We start from the raw sequence: 26,315 nt of genomic DNA on the forward strand, positions 1-26,315 counted from the left end.
GACTCGAGACGGTCGGTGAACTCCGCAGATCCGGTGCCGCGGATGGCTATCACTCGACTTCGACCGCCGTGCCGCCGGTGATGCGCAACAGCTCGTCGAAGGTGGTCGGGAAGACCGTGTGCGGGTGCCCGCCGGCGGCCCAGACCTGGTCGTGCTTGTCCAGCCACGTGTCGACGAAGGTGCGGATGGGCGCCGGATGCCCGACCGGGGCGACCCCGCCGATCGGCTGGCCCGTCGCCTCGCGGACGAACTCAGGGGTGGCCCTGCGCACCCGCTCGACCCCCGCCGTGCGGGCGACCAGCTCGACGTCCACGCGGTGGGCGCCGCTGGTCAGGACCAGCAGCGGAGCGCCGTCAGCGGCGAAGATCAGGCTGTTGGCGATGGCGCCGACCTCGCACCCCAGCTGCGCGGCCGCCGCGGTGGCCGTCGGCGCCGACTCGGGCAGCACCACGATCTCACCCGTCGCGCCCAGCTCACGCAGCGCCGATGCGACACGAACAGCGTTGGGGTGCAAGAACTTTTCCGGCATGCGCCCACTCTAAACAGATTGACCCAGGAATTGCCGGTCCATGGTGGTGCGCTAGGGTCCTTTGATTCGATTGTTAATTATTTGAGGGGATGGATGGCATGGGAGCTCGGCGCCAGCTCGGCCTGGCTGCTCTCTTGACGGTGGGCACCGTCGTTCTCTCAGCGTGCGGCACGGCCGCCACGCCGCAGCCCGCGGCCGCGGTCATGCGCGCCCCCGCGCCCGTCACGTCGCCCGCCGCGGCGCCCATCACGTCGCCCGCCACGGCGGCCGGCGCGATGGCGCGGGTGGAGCGGACCGTCACCGCGCCGGACAAGACGCTGAAGCTCGGCTCGAAGGGCTCGGCGGTCGTGTGGCTGCAGAAGCGGCTCCGGGAGCTCTCCTACCTGCCGGGCAAGGCCGACGGCAGGTACGGCGGCAGCACGCTGGCCGCCGTATGGGCGTTCCAGAAGGTCAACGGGATCAGGCCGACCAGCACGGTCGGCAGGCGCACCTGGGACGCGCTGGAGAACCCCAAGCAGCCGCAGGTCCTGGTCAAGAACGGCAAGCCGACCAGGGTCGAGGTCAACCTGACCAAGCAGATCCTGGTCTACTACGTCGACGACCAGGTGAAGCTGATCTCCCACACCTCGTCGGGCAGCGGCGTGCCGTACTGCGAGACGGCGGTCTGGCAGGGCAAGTCGCAGCGGTTCTGCGGGTCGGCGACGACGCCGACGGGCGACTACAGGACGACGTGGCGGGCGAAGGGCTGGCACAAGTCGTACCTGGGCCAGCTCTACAACCCGATCTTCTTCAACGGCGGCATCGCCTTCCACGGCGCGCTGTCGGTGCCGCTGTACCCGGCCTCCCACGGCTGCGTGCGGCTGCCGATGAACGTGGCCGAGGTGCTGCCCGGAATGCTCGGCAAGGGCGTGCCCGTGCACGTCCGGGGCCGTTTCAGGCGCTAGCCGAGGAGGTCCTGACCCCGGTCGGTGGTCGTAGCCGATCAGCGACCGGGTGTCGGGCCGGCCGGTGGCGCGGCCGTGCCGGCTCACGGCGGTCACGCGGGGGATGCCATCCGGGGCAGGACGTGGGCGACCGCCAACCCGCCGCGCTCCGCCGGCCGCTGGGCGCGCCGCCGTGGGTCAGTGGTTCAGGACCTCAGGTGAGCCCTGGCGGGCGCAGGCTGTCGTCAGGCGGGCCTCCTCAGACGGACCACGGACCGTCAGGCGGGTCTCAGGCGGGATCGCCAGGCGGGTCTCAGGCGGGCCTCCTCAGGCGGACCGTCAGGCGGGGCCCTCAGACGGACCGTCAGACGGGCCTCAGACGGGCCTCAGAAGGGACCGTCAGGCGGGACCGTCAGACGGGTCTCAGGCGGGACCGTCAGGCGGGTCTCAGGCGGATCGTCTCGTGGTGCCGAGCGAGTCGAGACCGCCGGCGACGATCCGCGCCGCCGCGCGTACCGCCGCCCACACCTCGGCGTACGGCTCGCCCCTCGACAGGCTCATGACGGCCGCCAGCTTCGTCGCGCCCACCATCGCCCCCACCGCGGCAGCAGCCGCCACCGGGTCCAGCTCGTCCGGGTAGGCCGCGCACAGCGCCTCGGCCGTCCGCCGCTGGCTGTCGAACAGCAGGTGGAGCGCCCTCGCCTGGAGCGCGGGGACCGTCATCACGAGCTGGAAGCGCTCGCCCCCGAGGCTCCTGGCCAGATCGTCCTCCCAGGTCGCGCCCGTCTCGACCACGCGCAGCAGCAGCTGCGCCACCGACTCTCCCGGCCGCCGCGCGGCCACCATGGTGAGAGTCCGGTCGAGGCGCTCCCCGGCGTCGAAGAAGACGATGTCCTCCTTGCCGGCGAAATAGCTGAAGAACGTGCGCGTCGACACCTCGGCGGAGGCGGCGATCTCGGCGAGCGTCGTCTGCTCGAACCCCTTCTCGGCGAACAGCCGCATCGCGCCCTCGACGAGCGCGCGCCTGGTCCTTGCCTTCTTGCGCGCCCGAAGTCCTGCCATATCCGTCATTGAAGCAATGTAGTGCACTGATGGAAATTTTGCATGCGATGAGGTTTTCTGGAGGGTAGTCGATCACGTCGATCTCACGAAGGAGCGCGACATGAGCTACCCGATGACCCGGCAGCGCAGGTTCGACCCGCCCGACGAGCTCTTCGACGACCCGGCGCCGGTGCGGCCGCTGACCTTCGCGGACGGACACCAGGGCTGGCTCGTGACGGGACACGCGGCCGGCCGGGCCGTCCTGGCCGACCCGAGGTTCAGCACCGTCCCCCGGCGGCTGCACCCGCTGCTCGCCTCGCGGCGCGTACCCGAGGGGGAGGTGCCGCCCGGATTCTTCCTCCGCATGGACGCGCCCGAGCACACGCACTACCGGCGCCTGCTCACCGGGCAGTTCACCGTGCGCAGGATGAACCAGCTCAGGGCGCGCATCGAGGAGATCACCGCGGCTCGCCTCGACGACATGGAGCGCGCGGGCCCGCCCGCCGACCTGGTGCGCACCTTCGCGCTGCCGATCCCCTCACTGGTGATCTGCGAGCTGCTCGGCGTGCCGTACGACGACAGGGAGCAGTTCCAGCGAGACACGACCGAGCTGCTGCGGCTGGCGAACTCGCCCGAGCAACTGACGGCCAAGGTCGGCGACCTGATCAAGTACGTCTACACGCTGGTCGCGCGCAAGCGGGCCGAGCCGGGCCACGACATGCTCACCGGGCTGGTCGACAGCGGCGAGCTGAGCGACGACGAGATCGCCGGCATGGGCTTCCTGCTGCTGGTGGCGGGTCACGAGACGACTGCCAACATGCTGGCGCTCGGCACGTTCGCGCTGCTGCAGCACCCCGAACAGCTGGCGCTCGTCCGCGACGACCCGTCCGTGATCGACAACGCGGTGGAGGAGCTGCTGCGCTACCTGTCGATCATCCACTTCGGCGCGACGCGGGCCGCCGTGGAGGACGTCACGATCGAGGGCACGCTCATCAAGGCGGGCGACTGCGTCGCGGTGTCCATCCCGGCCGCCAACCGCGACCCCGCCCGCTATGCTGACCCTGCCGTCCTCGACGTGCGGCGGCCCGCGGGCGGGCACCTGTCCTTCGGGCACGGCATCCACCAGTGCCTCGGGCAGCAGTTGGCCAGGATCGAGATGCGGGTGGCCTACCCCGCGCTGCTCGGACGCTTCCCCGCCCTGCGGCTCGCCGTCCCCGTGGACGCGGTGCCCATGCGCTCGGACATGAGCATCTACGGCGTGCACGCACTGGAGGTGGCGTGGTGAAGGTCAAGGCCGACAGGGACGTGTGCATCGGCGCGGGCATGTGCGTGCTGACCGCGCCGCTGGTGTTCGACCAGGACGAGGAGGAGGGCCTGGTCGTGCTGACGTCGGCAGAGGTGCCGCCGGAGGCCGAGGACGCCGTGAGCCGTGCGCTCACCCTGTGCCCCTCCGGCGCCATCACCCGCGTCGATCCGTAGGCGGCCTTCGGCCCTCATAGCGCCGGTCCGAGGGCGCCCCCGGCCATCGCGTCGATCTGTAGGTGCCCTCGGTCATCGCGCTGATCTGTGGGCGGCCTCGGTCATCGCCTGCTTCGGGCACCCTCGGGTGTCATCCCGCTGATCCGTGGGAGCCCTCGGTCATCGCCTGCTCGATGGGCGCCCTCGGGTGTCACTGAGCCGATCTGTGGGCGCCCTTCGCGAGTTCGTCGCGCCGATCGGCAAGTGCCTCGTGGGCGCCATCGTCCCGGCGACCGAGGAGTCCTTCGACGTCATCGCCGCGCCGATGTACGGAAGTCCCATAGGTGGTGCCATCGCTGCGGCGATGCGCAGAGACCCGCAGGTGATGGCGCCGCCGTGCCGAGGCGCGGGAGTCCTCGGGCGGCATCGCCCGCGTCGATCCCTCCAGCGGCTCTTGGCGTACCTTCAGCGATCTCTCAACGATCCCTCCCGGCCTCTTGGCGTGCCTCCAGCGATCTCTTGGCGGTCCCCTCCGGGGCCTCTTGGCGTACCTTCAGCGATCTCCCGACGATCCCTCCCGGCCTCTCGGCGCGCCTCCAGCGATCTCTTCGCGGTCCCTCAAGGGCCTCTTGGCGGTCCTCCTGCGGCATCGCCCGGTGTCCCGGTCGCTCCGCGTGTCGCGCTCGCCCCGCAGGTCAGGCCCCATGATCGAACCTGTGTTCGCCAATCGGTTGACATTCAAGGTCATCGAAATTATGTTCGACGGAGTGACGTGAGACTCGCGGCTCGCGTCGAAGAACCTGGTCGCGGGCTCCCGCCACCCCCATGCGGGGCCCGCGGTCGGGTTCCACGGGCGAAAGGCGCGTCCTCGTCGTCGGCGGAGACGAGCGGGCGCGCCTTGACCGGACGGGGAGAGGGGAAGCTCCTCGTCCGGTCGCCCGGCGGAAATGTCGGTGGCGTCTGCGAGTGTTGGCTCCACCGACGGAGACGCCGGGAGCCGCCACGACCCCTCAAAGGAGGCTGGCATGACGACAAGGCTCAGCGACACGCACGGGCCCCGACTGTCGCCCGCAGTCAGGGCGCACCTCACCGAGTCACGCACCTGCTTGGCCGACGCCGTGACGGCCCGTACCCCCGCCACCCGCTACGTCGCCGCCCACCTCGCCGCCCTGCGCTCGGCGGCGGCGATCCTGGCCGCCCGGCCCCGTCCGATGGAAGGGCGCAGGCGCCGGCTGCGCAGTGCCTGGGAGCTCCTGCCCGAGGTCGAGCCCAGGCTCGCCGAGTGGGCCGCCTACTTCTCCGTCAGCGCCGCCAAGCGCGCGGCCGCGGAGGCGGGCATGGTGCGCGGCGTGACCCTCGCCGACGCCGACGAGCTCCTGGCCGAGGCCGAGACGTTCGTGTCCATGGTCGAGGAGATCCTCGGCGTCGCCGGGCAGCCCGCCCTTCCCGTCAGCGTCCCGCTGGCGGGCTGAGGGCCGCACACCCGGTCTCAGTCGCGGCTGGTCGCGTCATTCTCGTCGGTGGGAGGATGAACGCCCAGCCGGCCGTCCGGCTCGATCCCTCCGCGAGCCGGACCTCCCCCTTCCACCCCACGCGTTCACATCCCCGCTCCCGCTCCTGCTACCGCTCTCTGTGCGCTCGTCCTCCCGCACTCAGTGGTCTCCGGTGTCATGAGGCGCTGAGCGTCATCCGGTCCCGCGCACCGTTTGCTTGAACTCCGGGCAGGCGACGAGCGGGTCGTGCGTGCACGAGGCCGCGTGGCGCAGGCTGTCACGCATCCGGGTGAGCTGCGCGATCCGGTCGTCCAGTTCGCGCGCCTTCTCGGCGATCCGGTCGCGCAGTGCCTCGTCGGACGGCTTGGCGTCCAGCAAGCGGCCGATCTCGCCCAGGGAGAACCCCGCGCTCCTCGCGCAGGCGATCAACGCCAGCCGGTGGAGCGTGTCCGGCTCGTACGCGCGTCTGAGCCCGTTGCGCCCGGTCGCCCTGATGAGCCCCTTGCGCTCGTAGAACCGCAGCGCCGAGGCCGCCAGGCCCGACCGCTGGGCCACCTCGCCGATGTCGAGCAGCATTCTTCGCACCCCTTGACTTGAACCGCGATTCAAGTCGCAGTCTAGGGGCATGACGAAAGTTCACCATCTGAACCTTGCCTCCATGCGCACCGTCGACCCCACCTACGACGGGCTCGCCCCAGCCCCCGCCGTCAGCCACGCCCTGCTGGTCGAGACGGACGCCCACGGTCTCGTCCTGGTCGAGACCGGCCTCGGCGTCGACTCGGTCGAGCGGCCGGAGGAGGTGCTCGACCCGGAGTGGGTGGAGCTGGTCGCCCCGAGCCTCGACAGGGGCGAGACCGCGCTCCGCCGCATCGCCGACCTCGGCCACGATCCCGCCGACGTGCGCCACATCGTGCTCACCCACCTCGACGTCGACCACGCGGGCGGGCTGCCCGACTTCCCCGAGGCGACCGTCCACGTGATGGCGGCCGAGCACGCGGCGGCGATGGCAGGGGCGCCGAGCCGCCGCTACCGTCCCGCGCACTGGTCGCACGGCCCCCGCTGGGAGCTGTACGCCACGGGGGAGTCGCGCGAGGAGTGGTACGGCTTGGCGGGCGCCCAGCCGCTGCGCGGGCTGTCACCTGACTTCCTGCTGGTGCCGCTCGGCGGTCACACGGTGGGGCACGCGGCGGTGGCGGTCAGGGACGGGGACGGCTGGTGGCTGCACGCCGGCGACGCGTACTTCTACCACAAGGAGATCGACCCGGCCGGGCCCGAGTCGCACCTGCTGTTCGACATCGTGCAGCTGGACTCGCAGGTGGACGGGGAGCTACGGGTGGCCAACCAGGCCAGGCTGCGCGAGCTCGTGCGCGACCACGCCGACGAGGTGCGGGTGTTCTCCGCGCACGACCCGTGGGAGTTCGCCCGGCACGCCACACCCGCCTGACGCGCCCCGCCACCCGCCCCGGCCCGCGACGGTCTCGACCTCACGCCCCGGCCCGCGACGGTCTCGGCCTCACGCCCCGGCCCCCGACGGCCTCGACCCCACGCCCCGCCTCACGTCCGGCCCGCGACGGTCTCGACCCCACGCCCCGGTCTCGCGCCCCGGTCCCGCGCCCCGGTCTCGTGGTCTGGTCTCGTGGTCCGGTCCCGCGCTCCGGCCCTACGGTCGGGCCCGCGACGCTCTGGTCCCGCGCCCTGGTCCCGCGCTCCGGCCCGGCGGTCGGGCCTGCGACGCCCTGGTCCCGCGCCCCGGGCCCGCGCTGGGCCCGCGACGTCCTGGCCCCATGGCCCGGCTCGGGCCCGGCCCCACGCACAGCTCAGCCCCGTGCTGCGGTCTCACGGCCGGCCCTGCGCTCCGGTGTCACGGACTCGCTCCGCGATGGCGCTGGGCGGAGGGCCGGGAGTTGGGCGGGGCCGCGTCTGACCGGCGCAGGCAAGGACTATCCACCCGCCGCGGCCATGCCCCAGCGTCCGGCGCCGAGCAGCTGCAGGTGGTGGGTGTGGAAGGGGTGCAGCGTGCGGCGATGGCCCACGCTGACGAACATGCACCGCGGTAGGCGCTCGCGGATCAGCTGGTACAGCGTGTGCTCGAGCCCTTCGTCGACAGCGGACGTCGCCTCGTCGAGGAAGGCCAGGCTGGGCCGGGTCAGCAGGATCCTGGCGAACCCGAGCCGTTGCTGCTCGCCCGGTGAGAGCGTGCGCGCCCAGTGCGCCTCGTCGTCGAGGCGGTCCTCCAGGTGGCCGAGGTGGACCGAACGCAACGCCTCGCGGGCCTGCTCCTCGCCGATGCGGTGCGCGGGCTCGGGGTAGGCCAGCGCGGTGCGTAGGTCGCCCAGAGGCAGGTACGGCTGCTGCGACAGGAACAGCGTGTGAGGCCCCGCGGGGCGGCGGACGACGCCGTGCGCGTGCGGCCACAGGCTGGCCAGGCTGCGCAGCAACGTGGTCTTGCCGCTTCCCGAGGGTCCTCTGACCAGGAGGGCCTGCCCCGGGCTCATGCTCAGGGTCAGGTTCTCGATCAGCGGCTGGCTGTTGGGGCGCCACACCTGGAGGTCCTCGATCTCCAGTGCGTCGGGCCGGTTGGTGAAGGCCGGTCCGGACAGGGCGCGCGACTCCTTGTTGGCGTCCGTCAGCGCCGTGAGCCGGTCCAGTGTCGCCCGGTAGGCGGCGAAGCTCTCGTAGGAGTACCTGAAGAAGGACAGCGCTTCGTGCACCTGGCTGAAGGCGTCGGCCGTCTGGGTGACGTCGCCGAGCGAGATCGCCCCGTGGAAGAAGCGCGGCGCCTGGATGATGAACGGGAACACGATCGAGGCCTGGGACACCGCGCCGTTGAACGCCTGGAGCCGCAACGACCGTTTGGCGCACTGCCAGGCGTTCCCGATGACCGAGCGGAACCTGGTGGCCAGGGTGGTCCGTTCCACCTCCTCACCGCCGTAGAACGCGATGTTCTCGGAGTTGTCCAGCAGGCGCATCAGCGCGTATCGATAGGAAGCGGACAACTTCTCTTTCAGGAAGGTGAGCTGGATCAGCGGGCGGCCGATTTTGAAGGCCATGAACGAGGCCCCGATCACGTAGGCGTAGGCGAGGAGGACCATCGCCCTGGGCACCTCGTACCCGAAGATCGTCATCGGTCCTGACAGCGTCCAGAGGACGGCGGTGAACGACACCAGCCGCAGGGCGGCGCGGACGGCGTCGAGCGACAGGTCGTAGGACTGCTCGACGAACTGCGTGATGTCCTGCTCGATGCGCTGGTCGGGGTTGTCGACCGGGGTCGCGACGAACCTGCCCCGATGGTAGGCGCGGCCGTCCAGCCAGTCGGCGACCGCGCGGTCGTTGAGCCAGTCTCGCCAGTGGATGATCAGGCGCTGCGTGATGAGGTAGGCGAGCTGGCTGCTGACGACGTAGATCGCCGCCAGGACCGCGAACACGATGACATGGAGCCAGAACATGTCCGGGTCCATCGCCTGCAACGACGTGAACAGGCCGTTGGTCGCGTAGGAGGCGAGCACTTCCAGGCGCACCCCGACGACCGTCAGCCAGAGCACCAGCAGCATGGCCAGGAGCGGCCGCCGGCTGGCCCACGTGCGGCCGGGCCGGAAGTACGGGAAGGCCAGCAGCCGGAACTGCCGCCCCCAGCGCGTGTAGCGGGTCAGCAGCGGGACCGCCAGGGCGCCGCCGAGGACGATGCCGCCGAAGGTCACCGCGGTTGATGTGAACGACGTGAGCCATTCGTGCTGCCAGTCCATGGATCTGTCCAAAAAGTCCTATATGTGCCTCTATTGGCAGATTTATAGGCAGGACAGCTTGCCGCTCGCTTTCATGCGGGTAACCACGCGTCGGCGGGCGAACGGGTTTCGGGAAAGGCGCCGAACCATCGCTCTCACGACCACAGGCCGGTGAGCTCCAGTGCGTGTTCGGGGCTGGTGGCGTACCGGACGCCGGGGAGAGGATGACCTTGCTCGTCGAGCACCTGCCAGCCACCGAGCCGCACGACGGGCACCCGCCCCTTGCGCATCGCCAGGGCGAGCTCCGACAGCGTGCCCCACGAGCCGCCGACCACGATGACGGCGTCCCCGCAGTTGACGATGACGCCGTTGCGCGCCTCGCCCATGCCGGTGGGCACCACGATCGTCAGGTGCGGGTTGGCGCCCTCCCGGTCGGCGCGCGACAGGATGCCCACGACCGTTCCGCCGGCGGCCCGCGCTCCGGCGGCGACCTCCTCCATGACCCCCGCGTAGCCGCCGCACACCACCACGGCCCCTCGCTCGGCGAGCAGCCGGCCCAGCTCGCGGGCGTTGTCCCGGTCGGTGGCCGAGCACTCTCGCGGCCCGCACACCGCGACCTGAACGGCCATGTGTCCCTCCTTCACCGGCACCACGGGCGGTGGGGGAGTCTGGTGCGGGGGTCTCGGGCCGGGGCGCGCCGCCGGAGACCGACGAAAGGGGCGCCCCCGATCACCGGGAAGCGCCCCGCCCGCGCCTACGGGAGCGTCAGAAGGACTCGACGGCCCTGCGGGCCTCCGCGTCCAGCACACCCCAGCTGATGAGCTCCTCCGTCAGCTCACTGGGCGACTTGTCATAGATCACGGCAAGCGAGCGCAGGTCTTCCTGGCGGATGGAGAGGACCTTGCCGTTGTAGTCGCCGCGCTGGCTCTGGATGGTGGCCGCGTAGCGGGCCAGCGCGCCGGCCTTCTCCTTGGGCAGCGTCGCCAGACGCTCCAGGTCGATCACAAGCTTCGGCGTCGGCCCGAGAGGGCTGGGCGCTGCACCCCCCGGCAGCAGCTCCGAGACCGGCACGCCGTAGAAGTCGGCAAGTTCGGCAAGCTTCTGCACCGTGACCGCCCGGTCGCCACGCTCGTAGGAACCCACGACGACGGCCTTCCAGCGTCCACGCGACTTCTCTTCGACTCCGTGCAGGGACAAACCCTGCTGGGTGCGGATGGCGCGGAGTCGTGCACCCAGCGACTTGGCGTACTCAGACGGCATTGTGTGGCCCCCGGCTGTTGTATGTGCTGCTCTCAGTTGATTGTCCTCCCTCGCGACGATTGCCTGGACCACCGGGGGGTGGGTGCCGGACAGGCACCTTCGGTAGCCGGGCTACTGGGGTTTACCCCGGTACGCCGCAAGGTGTGGTTACGGACAGTGACGGTAAAGCTGTGGACGCCTAAGGTCAAGCTGATTGGAAAAAAGATGCCGAATCCGGTCCGGGATGGTCCGCCTCAAACATCACTCTTGTCCCATGGCCAACACTACTTCGTCACTGTTTGCCGAGAGCCGCCGGGCTGTCTGGTCAGAACGAGCACAGGACGCGGCGCCACCCTTATGATCTTGACCGATGTGTCACCGAGGAAGACGCGCCGCAGCGGTCCTGACGAGCTGGAGGCGACGATGATCAGCTCGCCGTCCAGCCAGGACGTTCCGTCCATGGCCTGGGCGACGGTCCTGCCCGCCAGCGTCTCGATCGCCGCCTCGGGCTCCCAGCCCCGCGCCGCCTTCTCCAGGTCGGTCGTCGCCTGGGCGCGCAGCCCGTCGAGCATCCGCTGCTCGATCTTGGCGCGCCCCGCGCCGACCACCAGCGTCACCAGCCGCAGCGGCGCGTCCAGGGCGGCGGCCAGCTCCACGGCGGAGGCGAGGGCCGCGTCGCAGCCCGGGCTGCGCCGGTAGGCCACGGTCAGCCGCTCGATGCGCCGCGGCGCCTGCTCGGCGTAGCCGTTGGGGGCCAGCAGCACCGGCACCGGAGAGGCGTGCAGCAACTGGTCGGCCGTGCTGCCGAGGGAGATGCTCCCCTTGCGGCCCCGCGGGCCCGAGCCGATCACCACGAGGTCGGCGTCCGCGGCCCGAGCCACCTCCACGAGGCCCCGCCCGCTGCCCCTGTTGTAGTGGATGACGTACTCGGCCTCGTCGCCCGCCAGTTTCCTGGCCTGCTCGAAGCCCGCCTCGACCTGTTCGTTGAGGAAGGCCAGCCAGGCGCTCTCCTCGGCCTTGGCCGGGCCCGGCGTGGTCCACGGCGGCGGCTGGATGGTGGCGACCGTCAGCCGCGCGCCTGCCTGCCTGGCCAGCATGACGGCGAGCGTCAGGCCGTCGCGGCCCCGGGAGTCGGGCAGGAAACCGGACAGGACGTGCTCGGGCTTCATCGGATGCTCCCGGTGTTGAGCCGCGAATGTCTGAAGCCGTACGCGAAGTAGGCCAGCAGGCCCACGGCCGACCACAGCAGGAACGCCACCCAGGTGACCCCCGCCAGCTCGGACATGAGCAGCACGCAGAAGATCACGCCGAGCACCGGGGTGACGGGGAACAGCGGGGTGCGGAAGCTGCGCGGCAGGTCAGGCCTGGTACGGCGCAGCACCAGCACACCGACGTTGACGATGGCGAAGGCGAACAGCGTGCCGATGCTGGTGGCCTCGGCCAGCTGCCCGAGCGGCACGAACCCGGCGAGCACGGTGACGAACAGGCTCACGATGATCGTGTTGGCGACGGGCACCTGGCGGCGCGGGTTGACCTTCTCGAAGATCTTGGGGATCAGCCCGTCACGGGACATCGCGAACAGGATGCGGGTCTGGCCGTACAGGACGGTGATGACCACGCTGGCGATCGAGATGACCGCGCCGAAGGAGACGATGGCCCCCGCCCAGGTGGAGCCGGTGGCCATGTTGGCGATGACGGCGAGGACGGCCTCGGTGCTCTCGGGATCGAAGTCGGTCCAGGCCATGGCCCCGATGGCGGCGATGGCGACCAGGACGTAGATCACCGTCACGATGCTCAGCGACAGGAGGATCGCCAGGGGCAGGTCGCGCTTGGGGTTCTTGGCCTCCTCGCCGGCGGTGGAGGCGGCGTCGAAGCCGATGTAGGAGAAGAACACCTGGGAGGCCGCGGCCGTGATGCCGGCGACGCCCAGCGGCGCGAAGGGCGTGAAGTGGGCCGAGTTGAAGGCGGTGAAGGCGACCACGCAGAAGAAGATCAGCACGGCCACCTTGATGTAGACGAAGATCGTGTTCGCGGTGGCGGACTCGGAGGTGCCGCGCAGCAGCAGCCAGGTGGCCAGCAGGACGATCAGGATGGCCGTGAGGTTGATCACGCCGCCCTGGTTGCCGGGGGAGTGGGTGATCGAGTCGGGCAGCGAGAAGCCGAAGGTGCTCTCGAAGAAGGTGTTGAGGTACTCGCCCCAGCCCACCGCCACGGCCGCGACCGAGACCGCGTACTCGAGCATGAGGCACCAGCCGCACACCCACGCCACGAGCTCGCCGAGCGTGGCGTAGGCGTAGGAGTAGGACGACCCGGACACCGGGATGGTCCCGGCCAGCTCGGCATAGGACAGCGCGGAGAACAGCGCGGTGATGGCGGCCAGCACGAAGGACAGCACCACCGCGGGCCCCGCCTTCGGCACCGCCTGCCCGAGGATGACGAAGATCCCCGTCCCCAGCGTGGCGCCGACGCTGAACAGCGTCAGCTGCCACAAAGACATGGTGCGGCGCAGGTCGCCGCCCTCCCCATGACCGCCCTCCGCCACGATCTGGTCGGTGGGCTTGGTGCGGAACAGCCGCTCGGCCAGCGCCACGGGCACCTCCCTACAACGTGCTGGACAGCGGCCAGGTGGCGTTGGGCGTGATGATGGTGCCCGCCTTGCCGTCCAGGATCTCCAAGGCCTGATCCAGCCGCCCGATGGCCGCCATGTCGCCGGTCGTCTCCACGAACCTGCAGACCGCCTCCACCTTGGGGCCCATGGACCCCGCGGGGAAGTCGATCGCGCGCAGCTCGTGCGGCGTCGTGTGGCCGATCTCGGTCTGCTGGGGGGTACCGAAGTCGCGCATGACGCGCTCCACGTCGGTGAGGATGAGGAAGGCGTCGCACTCCAGGGCCTCGGCGAGCAGCGAGCCCGTCAGGTCCTTGTCGATGACGGCCTCGACGCCCGTCAGCCGGCCGTTCTCGTCGCGGATGACGGGCACGCCGCCGCCCCCGGCGCCCACGACGATGACGCCGTCCCGCATCAGTCCGCGGATCAGCCGCGTCTCGACCACACGCTGCGGTTTGGGCGAGGGCACCACGCGGCGCCAGTACTGGCCGTCGGGCTTGACCACCCAGCCGTTCTCCTCGGCCAGTTTCTCGGCCTCCGCCTGGTCGTAGACCGGCCCGACGAACTTGGTCGGGTTCTGGAAGGCCGGGTCGACGGCCGAGACCAGGGTCTGGGTGATGATCGAGATCACCTGGCGGCCCGGCAGGCCGTTCTGGAGCGCCTGGAGCATCCAGTAGCCGATCATGCCCTGCGTCTCGGCGACCAGCGTGTCGAACGGGTAGGGCTTGGTCAGCTTGGGGTCGGCGGCGCTCTCCAGGGCCAGCATGCCCACCTGTGGACCGTTCCCGTGCGTGATGATCAGCTCATGCCGCTCGGCGACCTTGGCCAGCGGCCTGATCGCCGCGGCCAGGTTCGCCCGCTGGACGTGGTCGTCCTGCCGCTCGCCGCGCCGCAGGACCGCGTTTCCCCCCAGCGCCACCAGGACCTTCATGTCAGCTCCCCAGGGTGGCGACCATGATGGCCTTGATCGTGTGCAGGCGGTTCTCGGCCTGGTCGAAGACGATCGAGCGGGGCGACTCGAAGACGCTCTCGGTGATCTCCAGGGCGTCGAGTCCCGTCTTCTCGTAGATGTCCTCGCCGACCCTGGTCTCCCTGTTGTGGAAGGCGGGCAGGCAGTGCATGACCTTCACGCCGTCGTTCCCCGTCGCCTCCACCACCTCGTCGTTGATCTGGTACGGCTTGAGCAGCCTGACCCGCTCGTCCCACACCCTCTTGGGCTCGCCCATCGAGACCCAGACGTCGGTGTAGAGGAAGTCGACGCCCTCGACGCCCGTGGCCACGTCCTCGGTGATGGTCAGGGTGGCGCCGGTCTGCCTGGCCAGGTCCGTGGCCGGCTTGACGACCATCGTCGGGTCGGGCTGCAGCGACCTGGGCGCCACCAGGCGCACGTCCATGCCGAACATCGCCCCCGTGACCAGCAGCGAGTTGCCCATGTTGTTGCGGGCGTCGCCGAGGTAGGCGAAGGAGACCTGGCGCAGCGGCTTGTCGGTGTGCTCCCGCATGGTGAGCATGTCGGCCAGCATCTGCGTGGGGTGCCACTCGTCGGTCAGGCCGTTCCAGACCGGGACGCCCGAGTAGGCGGCCAGCTCCTCGACGTGCTCCTGCTTGGAACCCCGGTACTCGATGCCGTCGAACATCCGGCCCAGCACGCGCGCGGTGTCCTTGACCGACTCCTTGTGCCCCATCTGCGAACCCGAGGGGTCGAGGTAGGTCACGTGCGCGCCCTGGTCGTGGGCGGCCACCTCGAACGCGCAGCGGGTCCTGGTCGAGGTCTTCTCGAAGATCAGCGCGATGTTCTTGCCGGTGAGCCGCCGCTGCTCGGTGCCGGCGTACTTGGCCTGCTTGAGCTCGGCGGACAGGGTGAGCAGGAAGCCGAACTCCGCGGGCGTGAAGTCGAGCTCCTTCAGAAAGCTGCGGTTGCGAAGGTTGAAGCCCATGGTCAGATGCCGTCCCTCTCCAGCGGGCAGCTCATGCAGCGCGGCCCGCCCCGGCCGCGGCCCAGCTCGCTGCCGCGGATGGTGATGACCTCGATGCCGTTGTCGCGCAGGTAGTTGTTGGTGGTGGTGTTGCGCTCGTAGGCGACCACCACCCCCGGCGCGATGGCCAGCACGTTGCACCCGTCGTCCCACTGCTCGCGCTCGGCGGCGTTGACGTCCTGGGTCGCGGTGAGGATCTTGATGTCGTCGAGGTCGAGCGCCTGGGCGATCGCCTTGTGCATGTCCTCGGCCGGGTGGTCGGTGACCTTCAGCTCCTTCTCGGTGTCGCCCGGCTCGATCGTGTAGGACGGCAGCATGCCGAGGCCGGCGTACTTGGTGAAGACGCCCACGTCCACGTTGGTCATGACCGTGTCGAGGTGCATGAACGCGCGGGCCTTCGGCATGTCCAGCGCGACGATCTTCTTGGCTCCGCCCGTGGCGAACAGGTGGCGGGCGAGCATCTCGACCGCCTGCGGCTGGGTGCGCTCGCTCATCCCGATCAGCACGGCGCCCCGCCCGATGATCAGGACGTCGCCGCCCTCGATGGTGGCGGGCGCGACCTTGGTGCCCGGCATCCACACCTGGAAGCGGCCCGCCTCCGAGGTGAACATCGGGTGGTAGGTGTAGATGGCCTCGAAGTTGACCGTCTCGGCCTGCCTGGCCTTCTTCCTCATCGCGTTGATGGACACCCCGTTGTAGATCCAGCACGAGGTGTCACGCGTGAACAGGTGGTTGGGCAGCGGCGGAAGGACGAAGTCGTTCCCGCCGAGCACGTGGAAGGCGACGCTCTTCGGGTCGGCCCCGCGCTCCATGATCTCCGACTTGGTGATGCCGCCGGTCAGGGCCTGCTGCAGGTCCTTCGACGGCAGCGAGTCGAGGGTGTTGCGGATGGCGTCGGTGGCCAGCGGCCCGTGCCAGCGCTCGTCGACGACGTGGTCGAGGATGTGCTTGCGCGCCTCGGGGATGTCGAGGGTCTCGCGCAGCAGGTCGGCCAGCATGTGGACGGTGATGCCCTGGTCGCGCAGCGTCTGCTGGAACTCCTCGTGCTCCTCCACCGCGCGCTGCACCCACAGCACGTCGTCGAAGAGGAACTCGTCCTTGTTCGTGGGGGTGAGCCGCTTCAGCGCCAGTTCGGGCTTGTGCAGCAGAACCTGGTGGAGCCTGCCTACCTCGGAATCGACATGAAAGGTCATAACAGGTATTCCTTTCCTAGACCAGCGGGCCGTACTCGCCGCGCTTGGCCTTCACCCAGATGTAGACCGGCACGCCCACCAGGAGCATCAGCGTTCCGCCGAGCACCGCCTCGGGGCCTGATCCGTAGGCCATCCAGAACGCGAACAGCAGCGCGACGACGCTGATGACGAGGTCGCGGCCCAGCCGTCCCCTGTTGACCTGGCGTTCACCCGTCACCAGCCAGAACAGCTGGGCGCAGGCGGAGAAGAAGTAGGGGATGACGGTGGTGAAGGAGGCCAGCAGCACGATGGTGTTGAAGGCGTTCTCCGACGAGTAGGCGACCAGCAGCATGCCCGACGTCAGGACGGTGCCGATCAGGATGCCGGGGATGGGCGCCCCGCGCGGTGACTCCCTGGCGAACAGCGGCGGGAACATGCCGTCCTGGGCCGCGGCCTTGGGCATCTCGGCCACCAGCATGGTCCAGCCGTTGAGGGCGCCGATGCCGGAGAAGATGGCGCAGGCGGCCATCGCGATGCCGCCCCCGGTGCCGCCGAACATGTTGTTGATCGCGTCGGCGAACGGCGCCGACGACTTCACGAGCTCGGCGTACGGCACAGTGCCCATGACCGCGACGGTGCTCAGCATGTAGAGCACGGCGCAGGCCAGCACGCCGATGACGCTGGCGCGCCCGATGTTGCGCATCGGGTCCCTGATCTTCTCCGCGGCGATGGAGACGCTCTCCACGCCCGAGTAGATGAACAACGCCACCGCGCCGGCGAGGGAGATCGCGGCGACGACGTTGCCCTCCGTGGCGTTGAACGGCCCGAAGTTGCCGCCCTGGATGAAGAACAGGCCGACCAGCGAGACGAACAGCAGCGGCGCGAACTTCAGCACCGTGGTGACGAGCTGGAAGGCGGCCATGTTCTTGGGGCCCATCAGGTTGACCACCGCGGGGATCCACAGCCCCACCAGCGCGATGACGATCGCCGCGGTCGTGCCCGTCCAGTTGAGGCCGAAGACCTGCTGCGCGAAGTACTGCACGTACCCGACCCACGCGACGGCGATGGCGGCGTTGCCGATCCACGCGGTCAGCCAGAACGACCACGCGTTCCAGAAGCCGACGAACTCGCCGAAGGCGTTGCGCGCGTAGGCGTAGGGGCCGCCGCCGGCCGGGATGCGCGCGCCCAGCCTGCCGAAGACGATCGCCATCGCGATGGCCCCGAGGGTGACCAGGCCCATCGCCACGATGCTGACGGTGCCGAAGGCGGCCAGCGAGGCGGGGAGCAGGAAGATGCCGGTGCCGACGATGTTGCCGATCACCAGGGCGATGGCCGCGCCGAGGCCGAGACTGCGTTGTGGGCCTTCGGTGACGCCCGTCAGCTCGGTCTCGACGGTGCCGACGCCTCCGCCTTCAGGCGGCCGTGGCTCTCCCATTGCGCCCCCCAACGCGGATACCCCGGACGTCATGTGACATTCGGGGCGTCCCCGTCGGTGAGTACGCTAAAACGCCCAGCTCAACCATCTTCTCTTGTTCATGAGAGCGCGGGCGGGCGCGCCGGAGGGGCTCAGCTGCGGGGGTTGCCGGACACGAGCAGCACGACGGCGAAGACCGCCATGCAGACCGCGATCAGAGCCACGGGCCACGCCTCCCAGCGCCCGTTGATCCGCTCGGCGGTCACCGGCCCGCGGCCGTGTTCGGCGAAGCCGCGGACCAGCGCGGGCTCCTCAGTGGCGAGCTGGCGGGCGATGGCGTCGAGAATCTTGCGCTCGCGTGCGGACAGGGACATTCCGCGACCTCCCCGAGAAAGACTTGGAGGAGGTTTTATCTCTTTTGTCCGGATTTTCCAAATTGTTCAATGGTGCTTGAGCGCCTCGACCCCGCCGACGATCTCGTTGAGCTCCGTGGTGATCTCGGCCTGCCTGGCCTCGTTGGCCTCCCTGGTCAGCCGCTCGACCAGCTCCAGGGCGTTCTCGGTCGCCGCCGTCATCGCCGTGCGCCTGGCCGCCCACTCCGCGGCCGCCGAGTCGAGCATCATGTACCAGATCCTGGAGCGGACGTACTTCTGCAGCATCTCGTCGAGCACCGCCTCGGGCGTGGGATCGAACTCGTAGGGCGCCTTGGGCAGCACGTCCGCGGCCCGGTCCTCGTCCTGCTCCTCCACCTCCTCCAGGACCATCGGCAGGATCCGGTGCACGGTCGTCTGCTGGGTCAGCATCGAGGCGAAATGCGTGTACACCACGTGCACCTCGCCGACCCCGCCGTCCCGCGTGGGCATGTCGAAGGCCTCGATCAGCGTCCGCCCGATCTCCGCGGCCGTCGCGTAATCGGGGTGTCCCGACACCCCGATCCACTTCCCGCGCACCTCCCTGTTGCGGAAGCCGAACCAGTCGACGCCCTTGCGCCCCGTGACGAAGGGGATGATCTCCTTGCCCTGGCCCTCCAGCAGGGTGGCCAGCGCCCGCGCGTGACGGAGCACGTTCTGGTTGTAGGCGCCCGCGAAACCCCTGTCGCTCGTCATCAGCAGCACCGCCACCCGCGAGGTGTCGGGCCGCGTGTTCAGCAGTGCGTGGTTCATCCGCATGCGATGGCTGACCAGCGCCGACACCGCCCGCGAGATCTCCCTGCTGTACGGCTCGGCGTCCATGGCGCGGTCACGCGCCTTGCCCACGCGTGAGGAGGCGATCAGCTCCTGCGCGCGGGTGATCTTCGCCGTCGATCTGACCGACCTGATCCGCTGACGGATCCGGCGTAGTTGCGCACCCAACATAACCCCCCGACGCCACCCGACTACGTCACGTGAGACACCAGCGTAACCGTCGTATCACCCCCTGCCCGTCGTGGCTGGTAGCTGCTGGTAATGTGGCTGCGACCCAACACCCTTTTAACCCCGTCCCGTGAGGCGGGAAAGGCGGTGAGCTTCACCATGTCCGAACCCAGGGCCGTTCTCGAAGGCCCGGACATCCACCGGGCGCTGACCCGCATCGCGCACGAGATCCTCGAGCGCACCAAGGGCGCCGACGGCGTCGTCCTCCTCGGCATCCCCACCCGTGGCGCCACTCTGGCCGGCCGGCTCGCCGAGCGCATCGAGCAGTTCGAGGGCGTGAAGGTCCCCGTCGGCTCGATCGACATCACGATGTACCGCGACGACCTCAGGCTCCGGCCCGCGCGCCCGCTCGGCCGTACCGACCTGCCCGCCGACGGCATCGACGGCAGGCTCGTCGTGCTGGTCGACGACGTGCTCTACTCCGGCCGCTCGGTCCGCGCCGCGCTCGACGCGCTCAACGACCTCGGCAGGCCCACGGCCGTCCAGCTGGCCATCCTGGTCGACAGGGGCCACCGCGAGCTGCCCATCAGGGCCGACTACGTGGGCAAGAACCTCCCGACCGCCAAGAGCGAGAAGGTCAAGGTCTACCTGGAGGAGACCGACGGGCGCGACGCAGTGGAGTTGATCAAGTGAACAGGCATCTCATCTCGGCGGCCGACCTGACCAAGGACGACGCGCTGCTGATCCTCGACACCGCCGAGGAACTGGCCCGCGTCTCGGAACGATCCATCAAGAAGCTCCCGACCCTGCGCGGGCGCACGGTGGTCAACCTCTTCTTCGAGGACTCCACCCGCACCCGCATCTCCTTCGAGGCCGCCGCCAAGCGGCTGTCGGCCGACGTCATCAACTTCTCCGCCAAGGGCTCCAGCGTCTCCAAGGGCGAGTCGCTCAAGGACACCGCGCTGACCCTGGAGGCGATGGGCGCCGACGCCGTCGTCATCCGCCACGGCGCCTCCGGCGCGCCGCACCGCCTGGCCAACTGGGTGCGCGGCAGCGTCGTCAACGCAGGCGACGGCACCCACGAGCACCCCACCCAGGCGCTGCTCGACGCCTTCTCGATGCGCCGCCGCCTCGGCTCGCTCGAAGGGCGCAAGGTCACCATCGTCGGCGACGTCCTGCACAGCAGGGTCGCCCGCTCCAACGTGCTGCTGCTGGCCACGCTGGGCGCCGACGTGACCCTGGTCGCGCCGCCGACGCTGCTGCCGGTCTCCGTCGGCACCTGGCCGTGCGAGGTCTCCTACGACCTCGACGCCGTGCTGCCCAAGTCCGACGTCGTCATGATGCTCCGCGTGCAGAAGGAGCGGATGAACGCCGCCTACTTCCCCAGCGAGCGCGAGTACTCCCGCCGCTACGGGCTCGACCGCGACAGGTTCGCGAAGATGCCCGACGAGGCGATCGTCATGCACCCCGGGCCGATGAACCGGGGCATGGAGATCGCGGCCGAGGTGGCCGACTCGCCGCGCTCGACGATCGTCGAGCAGGTCGCCAACGGCGTGACCATCCGCATGGCCGTCCTGTACCTGCTGCTCGGGGGAGAGATCTGATGCTGATCAAGAACGTTCGCATCCTCGGCGGCGAGCCGGTCGACATCGCCGTCGTCGACGGACTCATCGCGGAGATCCGCCCCGCGGGGTCTGCCCCCGCAGAGGGGGTCGACGGGGTCGTCGACGGGCGCGGCGCGATCGCGCTGCCCGGCCTGGTCGACCTCCACACCCACCTGCGCGAGCCGGGCCGCGAGGACGCCGAGACCGTCCAGACGGGCACCCAGTCGGCCGCGCGCGGCGGCTACACCGCCGTCCACGCCATGGCCAACACCATGCCCGTCGCCGACACGGCGGGCGTCGTCGAGCAGGTCTGGCGCCTCGGCCAGGAGTTCGGCCACTGCGACGTGCAGCCCGTCGGCGCCGTCACCGTCGGCCTGGAGGGCAGGCAGCTGGCCGAGCTCGGCGCGATGGCCGACTCCGCCGCCCGCGTGCGCGTCTTCTCCGACGACGGCAAGTGCGTCGACGACGCCGTGCTGATGCGCAGGGCGCTGGAGTACGTGAAGGCCTTCGACGGCGTCGTCGCCCAGCACGCCCAGGAGCCCAAGCTCACCAAGGACGCCCAGATGAACGAGGGCGTCATCTCCGGCAGGCTCGGCCTGGCGGGCTGGCCCGCGGTCGCCGAGGAGGCGATCATCGCCCGCGACTGCCTGCTGGCCGCCCACGTCGGCTCCCGCCTGCACGTCTGCCACGTCTCCACGGCCGGTTCTGTGGAGATCATCCGGTGGGCCAAGTCCAAGGGCTGGAACGTCACCGCCGAGGTGACCCCCCACCACCTGCTGCTCACCGACGACCTCGTCGAGGAGTCGCCCAACGGCGCCTACAACCCCATCTACAAGGTCAACCCGCCGCTGCGCACCGCGCACGACGTCCAGGCGCTGCGCGCCGCCCTGGCCGACGGCACGATCGACGTCGTGGCCACCGACCACGCGCCGCACCCCGTCGAGGACAAGGAGACCGAGTGGGCCGCGGCGGCCATGGGCATGGTCGGCCTGGAGACCGCGCTCAGCGTCGTCCAGGAGGCCATGGTCGACACCGGGCTGCTCGACTGGGCGGGCGTGGCCGAGCGCATGTCCGTCGCCCCGGCGCGCATCGGCCGCCTCTCGGGCCACGGGCGACCGCTCGAGGTCGGCGCACCGGCCAACATCGTGCTCTACGACCCGTCCTCGCGCACCGAGGTGGACCCCTCCTCCTTCGCCTCCAAGAGCCGCAACACCCCCTACGAGGGCATGACCCTTCCCGGACGGGTGCTGGCGACGTTCCTGCGCGGCAAGCCAACCGTTCTCGAAGGGAAGGTCACGTGACCGAGCGTCGCGAGGGACACCATATGCACAGCAGTAACGCCGTTCTCGTGCTGGAAGACGGCCGTGTCTTCCACGGGCGCACCTACGGCGCGCAGGGCGAGACGTTCGGGGAGATGGTCTTCAACACCGGCATGACCGGCTACCAGGAGACCCTCACCGACCCGTCCTACCACCGCCAGATCGTCGCGATGACCGCCCCGCACATCGGCAACACGGGCGTCAACGACGAGGACCCCGAGTCCTCGCGCGTCTGGGTCGCGGGCTACGTCGTGCGCGAGCCGTCCCGCGTGGTCTCCAACTGGCGGGCCACCCGCTCCCTCGACGACTACCTCAAGGAGCAGGGGGTCGTCGGCATCGCGATCTCCGGCACCCGGGCGCTGACCCGCCACCTGCGCGAGCGCGGCGCGATGCGCGCGGGCATCTTCAGCGCGCCGTCGCAGCCGGTGGAGGCCCTGGTCGAGCGCGTACGGCAGCAGCCCCTCATGGAGGGCGCCGACCTGGCCGCCGAGGTGGCCACGGCCGAGCCGTACGTGGTCGAGGCCATCGGCGGCAAGCGCTTCACCGTCGCGGCCGTCGACCTCGGCATCAAGGGCATGACGCCGCACCGCATGGCCGAGCGCGGCTGCGAGGTGCACGTCCTGCCCGCCACGGCGACCTTCGAGGACATCCAGGCGATCGGTCCCGACGGCGTCTTCTTCTCCAACGGCCCCGGCGACCCGGCCACGGCCGACGTCACCACCCTGCGCAGGGTGCTGGAGGCGGGCATCCCGTTCTTCGGCATCTGCTTCGGCAACCAGCTGTTCGGCAGGGCGCTGGGCCTTTCGACCTACAAGCTCCGCTACGGCCACCGCGGCGTCAACCAGCCGGTCCAGGACGTGCGCACCGGCAAGGTGGAGATCTCGGCGCACAACCACGGCTTCGCCGTCCAGGCGCCGCTCGACGGGCCCTTCGACACGCCGTACGGGCCCGCCGAGGTCAGCCACGTCAACCTCAACGACCGCTGCGTGGAGGGCCTGCGCCTGCTCGACGGGCGCGCCTTCAGCGTGCAGTACCACCCGGAGGCCGCCGCCGGCCCCCACGACGCCGCCTACCTGTTCGACGAGTTCTGTTCGTTGATGGCGGCGTCGTGAAAGCACGACGCCGCGCAGCGCGCACTCAACCCATGTTCGACGAGTTCTGTGAGGTCATGAGCCGTGCCCAAGCGTGAGGACATCCGGTCCATCCTGGTCATCGGCTCGGGACCGATCGTCATCGGGCAGGCGTGCGAGTTCGACTATTCGGGTACCCAGGCCTGCCGCGTGCTGCGCGCCGAGGGCTTCAGGGTGATCCTGGTCAACAGCAACCCCGCCACGATCATGACGGACCCCGAGTTCGCCGACGCCACCTACGTCGAGCCGATCACCCCCGAGTTCGTCGAGAAGATCATCGCCAAGGAGCGGCCCGACGCGCTGCTGCCCACCCTGGGCGGGCAGACGGCGCTCAACACCGCGGTCGCCCTGCACGAGGCCGGCGTCCTCGAGCGCTACGAGGTCGAGCTGATCGGCGCCGACTTCGACGCCATCCAGGCGGGCGAGAACCGCGAGCGGTTCAAGGAGATCGTCGCCAAGGTCGCCCGCGAGCACGGCCTCAACGCCGAGTCCGCCAAGTCGGTCATCTGCCACAGCATGGACGAGTGCCTGGCCGCCGCCGGGGAGCTCGGCTACCCGCTGGTCGTGCGCCCCTCCTTCACCATGGGCGGCGTCGGCTCGGGCTTCGCCTACGGCGAGGCCGACCTGCGCCGCATCGCCGGCGCGGGCCTCGACGCCAGCCCGACCACCGAGGTGCTCCTCGAGGAGTCGATCCTCGGGTGGAAGGAGTACGAGCTCGAGGTCATGCGCGACAAGGCCGACAACGTCGTCATCGTGTGCTCCATCGAGAACATCGACCCGATGGGCGTCCACACCGGCGACAGCGTCACCGTGGCCCCGGCGCTGACCCTGACCGACCGCGAGTACCAGAACATGCGTGACGTCGCGATCGCGGTCATCCGCGAGGTGGGCGTCGACACCGGTGGCTGCAACATCCAGTTCGCGGTCAACCCGCGCACCGGCCGCATGATCGTCATCGAGATGAACCCGCGCGTGTCGCGGTCGTCGGCGCTGGCCTCCAAGGCGACGGGCTTCCCGATCGCCAAGATCGCCGCCAAGCTGGCGATCGGCTACACGCTCGACGAGATCCCCAACGACATCACCAAGGAGACCCCGGCCTCCTTCGAGCCGACCCTCGACTACATCGTGGTCAAGGTGCCGAGGTTCGCCTTCGAGAAGTTCCGCGGCGCCGACCAGACACTCACCACGCACATGAAGTCGGTGGGCGAGGCCATGGCGATCGGCCGCTCCTTCCCCGAGGCGCTGCAGAAGGCGCTGCGCTCGCTGGAGAAGAAGGGCTCGTCGTTCTCCTGGGCCGGCCACCTCGCCTCGAAGCAGGAGCTGCTCGACGACTGCCGCACGCCCCACGACGGCAGGCTGCGCACCATGCAGCAGGCCATCAGGGCGGGCGCGACGGCCGAGGAGCTGTTCGAGGCCACCAACGTCGACCCGTGGTTCATCGACCAGCTCATGCTGCTGGACGAGGAGGCCCGCGCCCTCGCCGAGGCCCCCGAGCTGTCCAGGCAGGTGCTGGAGCAGGCCAAGCACCACGGCTTCTCCGACGCCCAGATCGGCGAGATCCGCGGCATGGACGAGTCGCGCGTGCGCGACCTGCGCCACGCCCTCGGCCTGCGCCCGGTCTACAACACCGTCGACACCTGCGCCGCCGAGTTCGCCGCCAGGACGCCCTACCTCTACTCGACCTACGACGAGGAGAACGAGGTCCCCTACGGCGAGCGGCCCAAGGTCCTCATCCTGGGCAGCGGGCCCAACCGCATCGGCCAGGGCATCGAGTTCGACTACGCGTGCGTGCACGCCTCCTTCGAGCTGTCCAGGGCCGGGTTCGAGACCGTCATGGTCAACTGCAACCCCGAGACCGTCTCGACCGACTACGACACCTCCGACCGGCTCTACTTCGAGCCGCTCACGCTGGAGGACGTCCTCGAGGTCGTCCACGCCGAGCAGCAGACCGGCCCGGTGGCCGGCGTGATCGTCCAGCTCGGCGGCCAGACGCCGCTGGGCCTGGCGCAGGCGCTGAAGGACGCGGGCGTGCCCGTCGTCGGCACCTCGCCGGAGTCGATCCACCTGGCCGAGGAGCGCGGCGCCTTCGGTCGCGTGCTGGCCGAGGCGGGGCTGCCCGCCCCCAAGCACGGCACCGCGCTGACCGTCGCCGAGGCGCTGGAGATCGCCGAGGAGATCGGCTACCCGGTGCTCGTGCGGCCGTCCTACGTGCTGGGCGGCGCCGGCATGGCCATCGTCTACGACGACGAGACGCTCAGCACCTACATGGCGGCCCAGGAGGGCGGCCACCCCGTGCTGATCGACAAGTTCCTCGACGAGGCCATCGAGATCGACGTCGACGCGCTGTTCGACGGCGAGGAGCTCTACCTCGGCGGCGTCATGGAGCACATCGAGGAGGCCGGGATCCACTCGGGCGACTCGGCGTGCGCGCTGCCGCCCATCACGCTCGGCGGCAACGACATCAAGCGCATCCGCGCCGCCACCGAGGGCATCGCCAGGGGCGTCGGCGTCCGCGGCCTGCTCAACGTGCAGTACGCCATGTCGGCGGGCGTCCTGTACGTCCTGGAGGCCAACCCGCGCGCCAGCCGTACCGTGCCGTTCGTCTCCAAGGCGACGGCGGTGCCGCTGGCGAAGGCGGCGGCCCGCGTCATGATGGGCGCGACCGTCGCCGAGCTGCGGGCCGAGGGCATGCTGCCCGAGCACGGCGACGGCGGCACGCTGCCGCTCGACGCCTCCATCGCGGTCAAGGAGGCCGTGCTCCCGTTCAACCGCTTCCGCGGCGTCGACACCGTGCTCGGCCCCGAGATGCGCTCGACGGGCGAGGTCATGGGCATCGACGAGTTCTTCGGCATCGCCTACGCCAAGTCGCAGGCCGGAGCCTACGGCGAGCTGCCCACCAAGGGCCGCGCGTTCGTCTCCGTCGCCAACAGGGACAAGCGCTCGATGATCTTCCCGGTGCGTGCCCTCGCCGACCTCGGCTTCGAGATTCTGGCCACGGAGGGCACCGCCGAGGTGCTGCGCCGTAACGGAGTCCATGCCAAGATCGTGCGAAAGCAGAGCGAGGGGACGGGACCCGACGGTGAGCCGACGATCGTGCAGCGCATCCTGGACGGTGAGGTGGACCTGATCGTCAACACGCCGTTCGGCAGCCCCGGGCAGTCGGGGCCGCGCCTCGACGGCTACGACATCCGCACCGCCGCCGTGCTGCGCGGCATCCCGTGCATCACGACGGTCCAGGGGCTCGCCGCGGCCGCCGCGGGCATCCAGGCCAACGTGCGGGGCGATGTGGGCGTACGGTCCCTTCAGGAACACGCACGAGCCCTGCGGGGGTGATCAGG

At 70.1% G+C, this 26,315-nt stretch carries 24 protein-coding genes; 10 read left to right on the forward strand and 14 right to left on the reverse strand.

Annotation, left to right across the window (positions count from 1 at the left end):
• Positions 1–49 precede the first annotated feature (49 nt).
• Complete coding sequence (locus tag ACWENQ_RS05455; RefSeq protein ID WP_354910163.1) at positions 50–529, reverse strand: YbaK/EbsC family protein; 480 nt, start codon at positions 527–529, stop codon at positions 50–52.
• Positions 530–627: 98 nt separating this feature from the next.
• Between ACWENQ_RS05455 and ACWENQ_RS05460 the strand changes: the two genes are divergently transcribed.
• The gene (locus ACWENQ_RS05460; RefSeq protein WP_452412952.1) at positions 628–1,473 is read left to right on the forward strand and encodes a L,D-transpeptidase family protein; all 846 of its coding nucleotides are present in this window, start codon (positions 628–630) and stop codon (positions 1,471–1,473) included.
• Between the two features lie 426 nt (positions 1,474–1,899).
• Here the strand turns inward: ACWENQ_RS05460 and ACWENQ_RS05465 are convergent, their stop codons facing one another.
• Positions 1,900–2,514: a TetR/AcrR family transcriptional regulator gene (locus ACWENQ_RS05465; protein ID WP_452412953.1), complete on the reverse strand. Its 615-nt coding sequence runs from the start codon at positions 2,512–2,514 to the stop codon at positions 1,900–1,902.
• 100 nt (positions 2,515–2,614) lie between these two features.
• Between ACWENQ_RS05465 and ACWENQ_RS05470 the strand changes: the two genes are divergently transcribed.
• From ACWENQ_RS05470 to ACWENQ_RS05480, 3 genes are all read left to right on the forward strand, one after another.
• The gene (locus ACWENQ_RS05470) at positions 2,615–3,778 is read left to right on the forward strand and encodes a cytochrome P450 (protein ID WP_452412954.1); all 1,164 of its coding nucleotides are present in this window, start codon (positions 2,615–2,617) and stop codon (positions 3,776–3,778) included.
• The gene (locus ACWENQ_RS05475; RefSeq protein WP_449921144.1) at positions 3,772–3,972 is read left to right on the forward strand and encodes a ferredoxin; all 201 of its coding nucleotides are present in this window, start codon (positions 3,772–3,774) and stop codon (positions 3,970–3,972) included. Before ACWENQ_RS05470 ends, ACWENQ_RS05475 begins: the two co-directional genes overlap by 7 nt.
• 1,004 nt (positions 3,973–4,976) lie before the next feature.
• A complete protein-coding gene (locus ACWENQ_RS05480; protein ID WP_452412955.1) occupies positions 4,977–5,423 on the forward strand; it encodes an SAV_6107 family HEPN domain-containing protein in 447 nt (148 codons plus the stop codon).
• Between the two features lie 213 nt (positions 5,424–5,636).
• Here ACWENQ_RS05480 and ACWENQ_RS05485 read toward each other — a convergent pair whose 3' ends face one another.
• On the reverse strand, positions 5,637–6,020 hold the full coding sequence (locus tag ACWENQ_RS05485; protein ID WP_452412956.1) for a MerR family DNA-binding protein: 384 nt from the start codon (positions 6,018–6,020) through the stop codon (positions 5,637–5,639).
• Positions 6,021–6,069: 49 nt separating this feature from the next.
• Here ACWENQ_RS05485 and ACWENQ_RS05490 point away from each other — a divergent pair, with 49 nt between their 5' ends.
• On the forward strand, positions 6,070–6,888 hold the full coding sequence (locus ACWENQ_RS05490; protein ID WP_452412957.1) for an MBL fold metallo-hydrolase: 819 nt from the start codon (positions 6,070–6,072) through the stop codon (positions 6,886–6,888).
• Between the two features lie 496 nt (positions 6,889–7,384).
• On the opposite strand, the gene ACWENQ_RS05495 is transcribed toward ACWENQ_RS05490, so the two are convergent.
• From ACWENQ_RS05495 to ACWENQ_RS05545, 11 genes are all read right to left on the reverse strand, one after another.
• On the reverse strand, positions 7,385–9,187 hold the full coding sequence (locus tag ACWENQ_RS05495; RefSeq protein WP_452412958.1) for an ABC transporter ATP-binding protein/permease: 1,803 nt from the start codon (positions 9,185–9,187) through the stop codon (positions 7,385–7,387).
• A 134-nt stretch (positions 9,188–9,321) separates the two neighbouring features.
• Positions 9,322–9,795 carry a TIGR00725 family protein gene (locus ACWENQ_RS05500; RefSeq protein ID WP_452412959.1) on the reverse strand — a complete coding sequence of 158 codons (474 nt, stop codon included), beginning with the start codon at positions 9,793–9,795 and terminating at the stop codon, positions 9,322–9,324.
• Positions 9,796–9,931: 136 nt separating this feature from the next.
• The gene (bldD, locus tag ACWENQ_RS05505; RefSeq protein ID WP_026214021.1) at positions 9,932–10,426 is read right to left on the reverse strand and encodes a transcriptional regulator BldD; all 495 of its coding nucleotides are present in this window, start codon (positions 10,424–10,426) and stop codon (positions 9,932–9,934) included.
• Between the two features lie 263 nt (positions 10,427–10,689).
• Positions 10,690–11,574, reverse strand: coding sequence for a universal stress protein (locus tag ACWENQ_RS05510; RefSeq protein WP_449921134.1), 885 nt, complete (start codon positions 11,572–11,574; stop codon positions 10,690–10,692).
• Positions 11,571–12,995, reverse strand: coding sequence for an amino acid permease (locus ACWENQ_RS05515; RefSeq protein WP_449921132.1), 1,425 nt, complete (start codon positions 12,993–12,995; stop codon positions 11,571–11,573). The genes ACWENQ_RS05510 and ACWENQ_RS05515 overlap by 4 nt, the downstream gene beginning before the upstream one ends.
• A 10-nt stretch (positions 12,996–13,005) precedes the next feature.
• Positions 13,006–13,941, reverse strand: a complete 936-nt coding sequence (gene arcC, locus ACWENQ_RS05520; RefSeq protein WP_354910190.1) for a carbamate kinase — start codon at positions 13,939–13,941, stop codon at positions 13,006–13,008.
• Position 13,942: 1 nt separating this feature from the next.
• Positions 13,943–14,947, reverse strand: a complete 1,005-nt coding sequence (gene argF, locus ACWENQ_RS05525) for an ornithine carbamoyltransferase (RefSeq protein ID WP_449921128.1) — start codon at positions 14,945–14,947, stop codon at positions 13,943–13,945.
• 2 nt (positions 14,948–14,949) lie between these two features.
• Complete coding sequence (locus ACWENQ_RS05530) at positions 14,950–16,179, reverse strand: arginine deiminase (RefSeq protein ID WP_449921126.1); 1,230 nt, start codon at positions 16,177–16,179, stop codon at positions 14,950–14,952.
• 16 nt (positions 16,180–16,195) lie between these two features.
• Positions 16,196–17,593 carry an amino acid permease gene (locus ACWENQ_RS05535; protein ID WP_449921123.1) on the reverse strand — a complete coding sequence of 466 codons (1,398 nt, stop codon included), beginning with the start codon at positions 17,591–17,593 and terminating at the stop codon, positions 16,196–16,198.
• Between the two features lie 131 nt (positions 17,594–17,724).
• Positions 17,725–17,946, reverse strand: coding sequence for a DUF3040 domain-containing protein (locus ACWENQ_RS05540; RefSeq protein WP_354910199.1), 222 nt, complete (start codon positions 17,944–17,946; stop codon positions 17,725–17,727).
• Between the two features lie 66 nt (positions 17,947–18,012).
• Positions 18,013–18,927: a F0F1 ATP synthase subunit gamma gene (locus ACWENQ_RS05545; RefSeq protein WP_452412960.1), complete on the reverse strand. Its 915-nt coding sequence runs from the start codon at positions 18,925–18,927 to the stop codon at positions 18,013–18,015.
• Positions 18,928–19,083: 156 nt separating this feature from the next.
• On the opposite strand from ACWENQ_RS05545, the gene pyrR reads away from it, so the two are divergent.
• The 5 genes from pyrR to carB all read left to right on the forward strand — a co-directional run bounded on the left by pyrR (position 19,084) and on the right by carB (position 26,310).
• Positions 19,084–19,617 (forward strand): bifunctional pyr operon transcriptional regulator/uracil phosphoribosyltransferase PyrR, encoded by a 534-nt coding sequence (gene pyrR / locus ACWENQ_RS05550; protein ID WP_354910526.1) that lies wholly within the window; start codon positions 19,084–19,086, stop codon positions 19,615–19,617.
• Positions 19,614–20,528, forward strand: a complete 915-nt coding sequence (locus ACWENQ_RS05555; protein ID WP_354910204.1) for an aspartate carbamoyltransferase catalytic subunit — start codon at positions 19,614–19,616, stop codon at positions 20,526–20,528. The genes pyrR and ACWENQ_RS05555 overlap by 4 nt, the downstream gene beginning before the upstream one ends.
• Positions 20,528–21,829 carry a dihydroorotase gene (locus tag ACWENQ_RS05560; RefSeq protein ID WP_449921116.1) on the forward strand — a complete coding sequence of 434 codons (1,302 nt, stop codon included), beginning with the start codon at positions 20,528–20,530 and terminating at the stop codon, positions 21,827–21,829. Before ACWENQ_RS05555 ends, ACWENQ_RS05560 begins: the two co-directional genes overlap by 1 nt.
• A 23-nt stretch (positions 21,830–21,852) precedes the next feature.
• Positions 21,853–22,959 (forward strand): glutamine-hydrolyzing carbamoyl-phosphate synthase small subunit, encoded by a 1,107-nt coding sequence (carA, locus tag ACWENQ_RS05565; protein ID WP_449921114.1) that lies wholly within the window; start codon positions 21,853–21,855, stop codon positions 22,957–22,959.
• Between the two features lie 63 nt (positions 22,960–23,022).
• Complete coding sequence (carB, locus tag ACWENQ_RS05570) at positions 23,023–26,310, forward strand: carbamoyl-phosphate synthase large subunit (protein WP_452412961.1); 3,288 nt, start codon at positions 23,023–23,025, stop codon at positions 26,308–26,310.
• Positions 26,311–26,315 lie beyond the last annotated feature (5 nt).

It is taken from the genome of Nonomuraea sp. NPDC004354 (genome assembly GCF_053602555.1).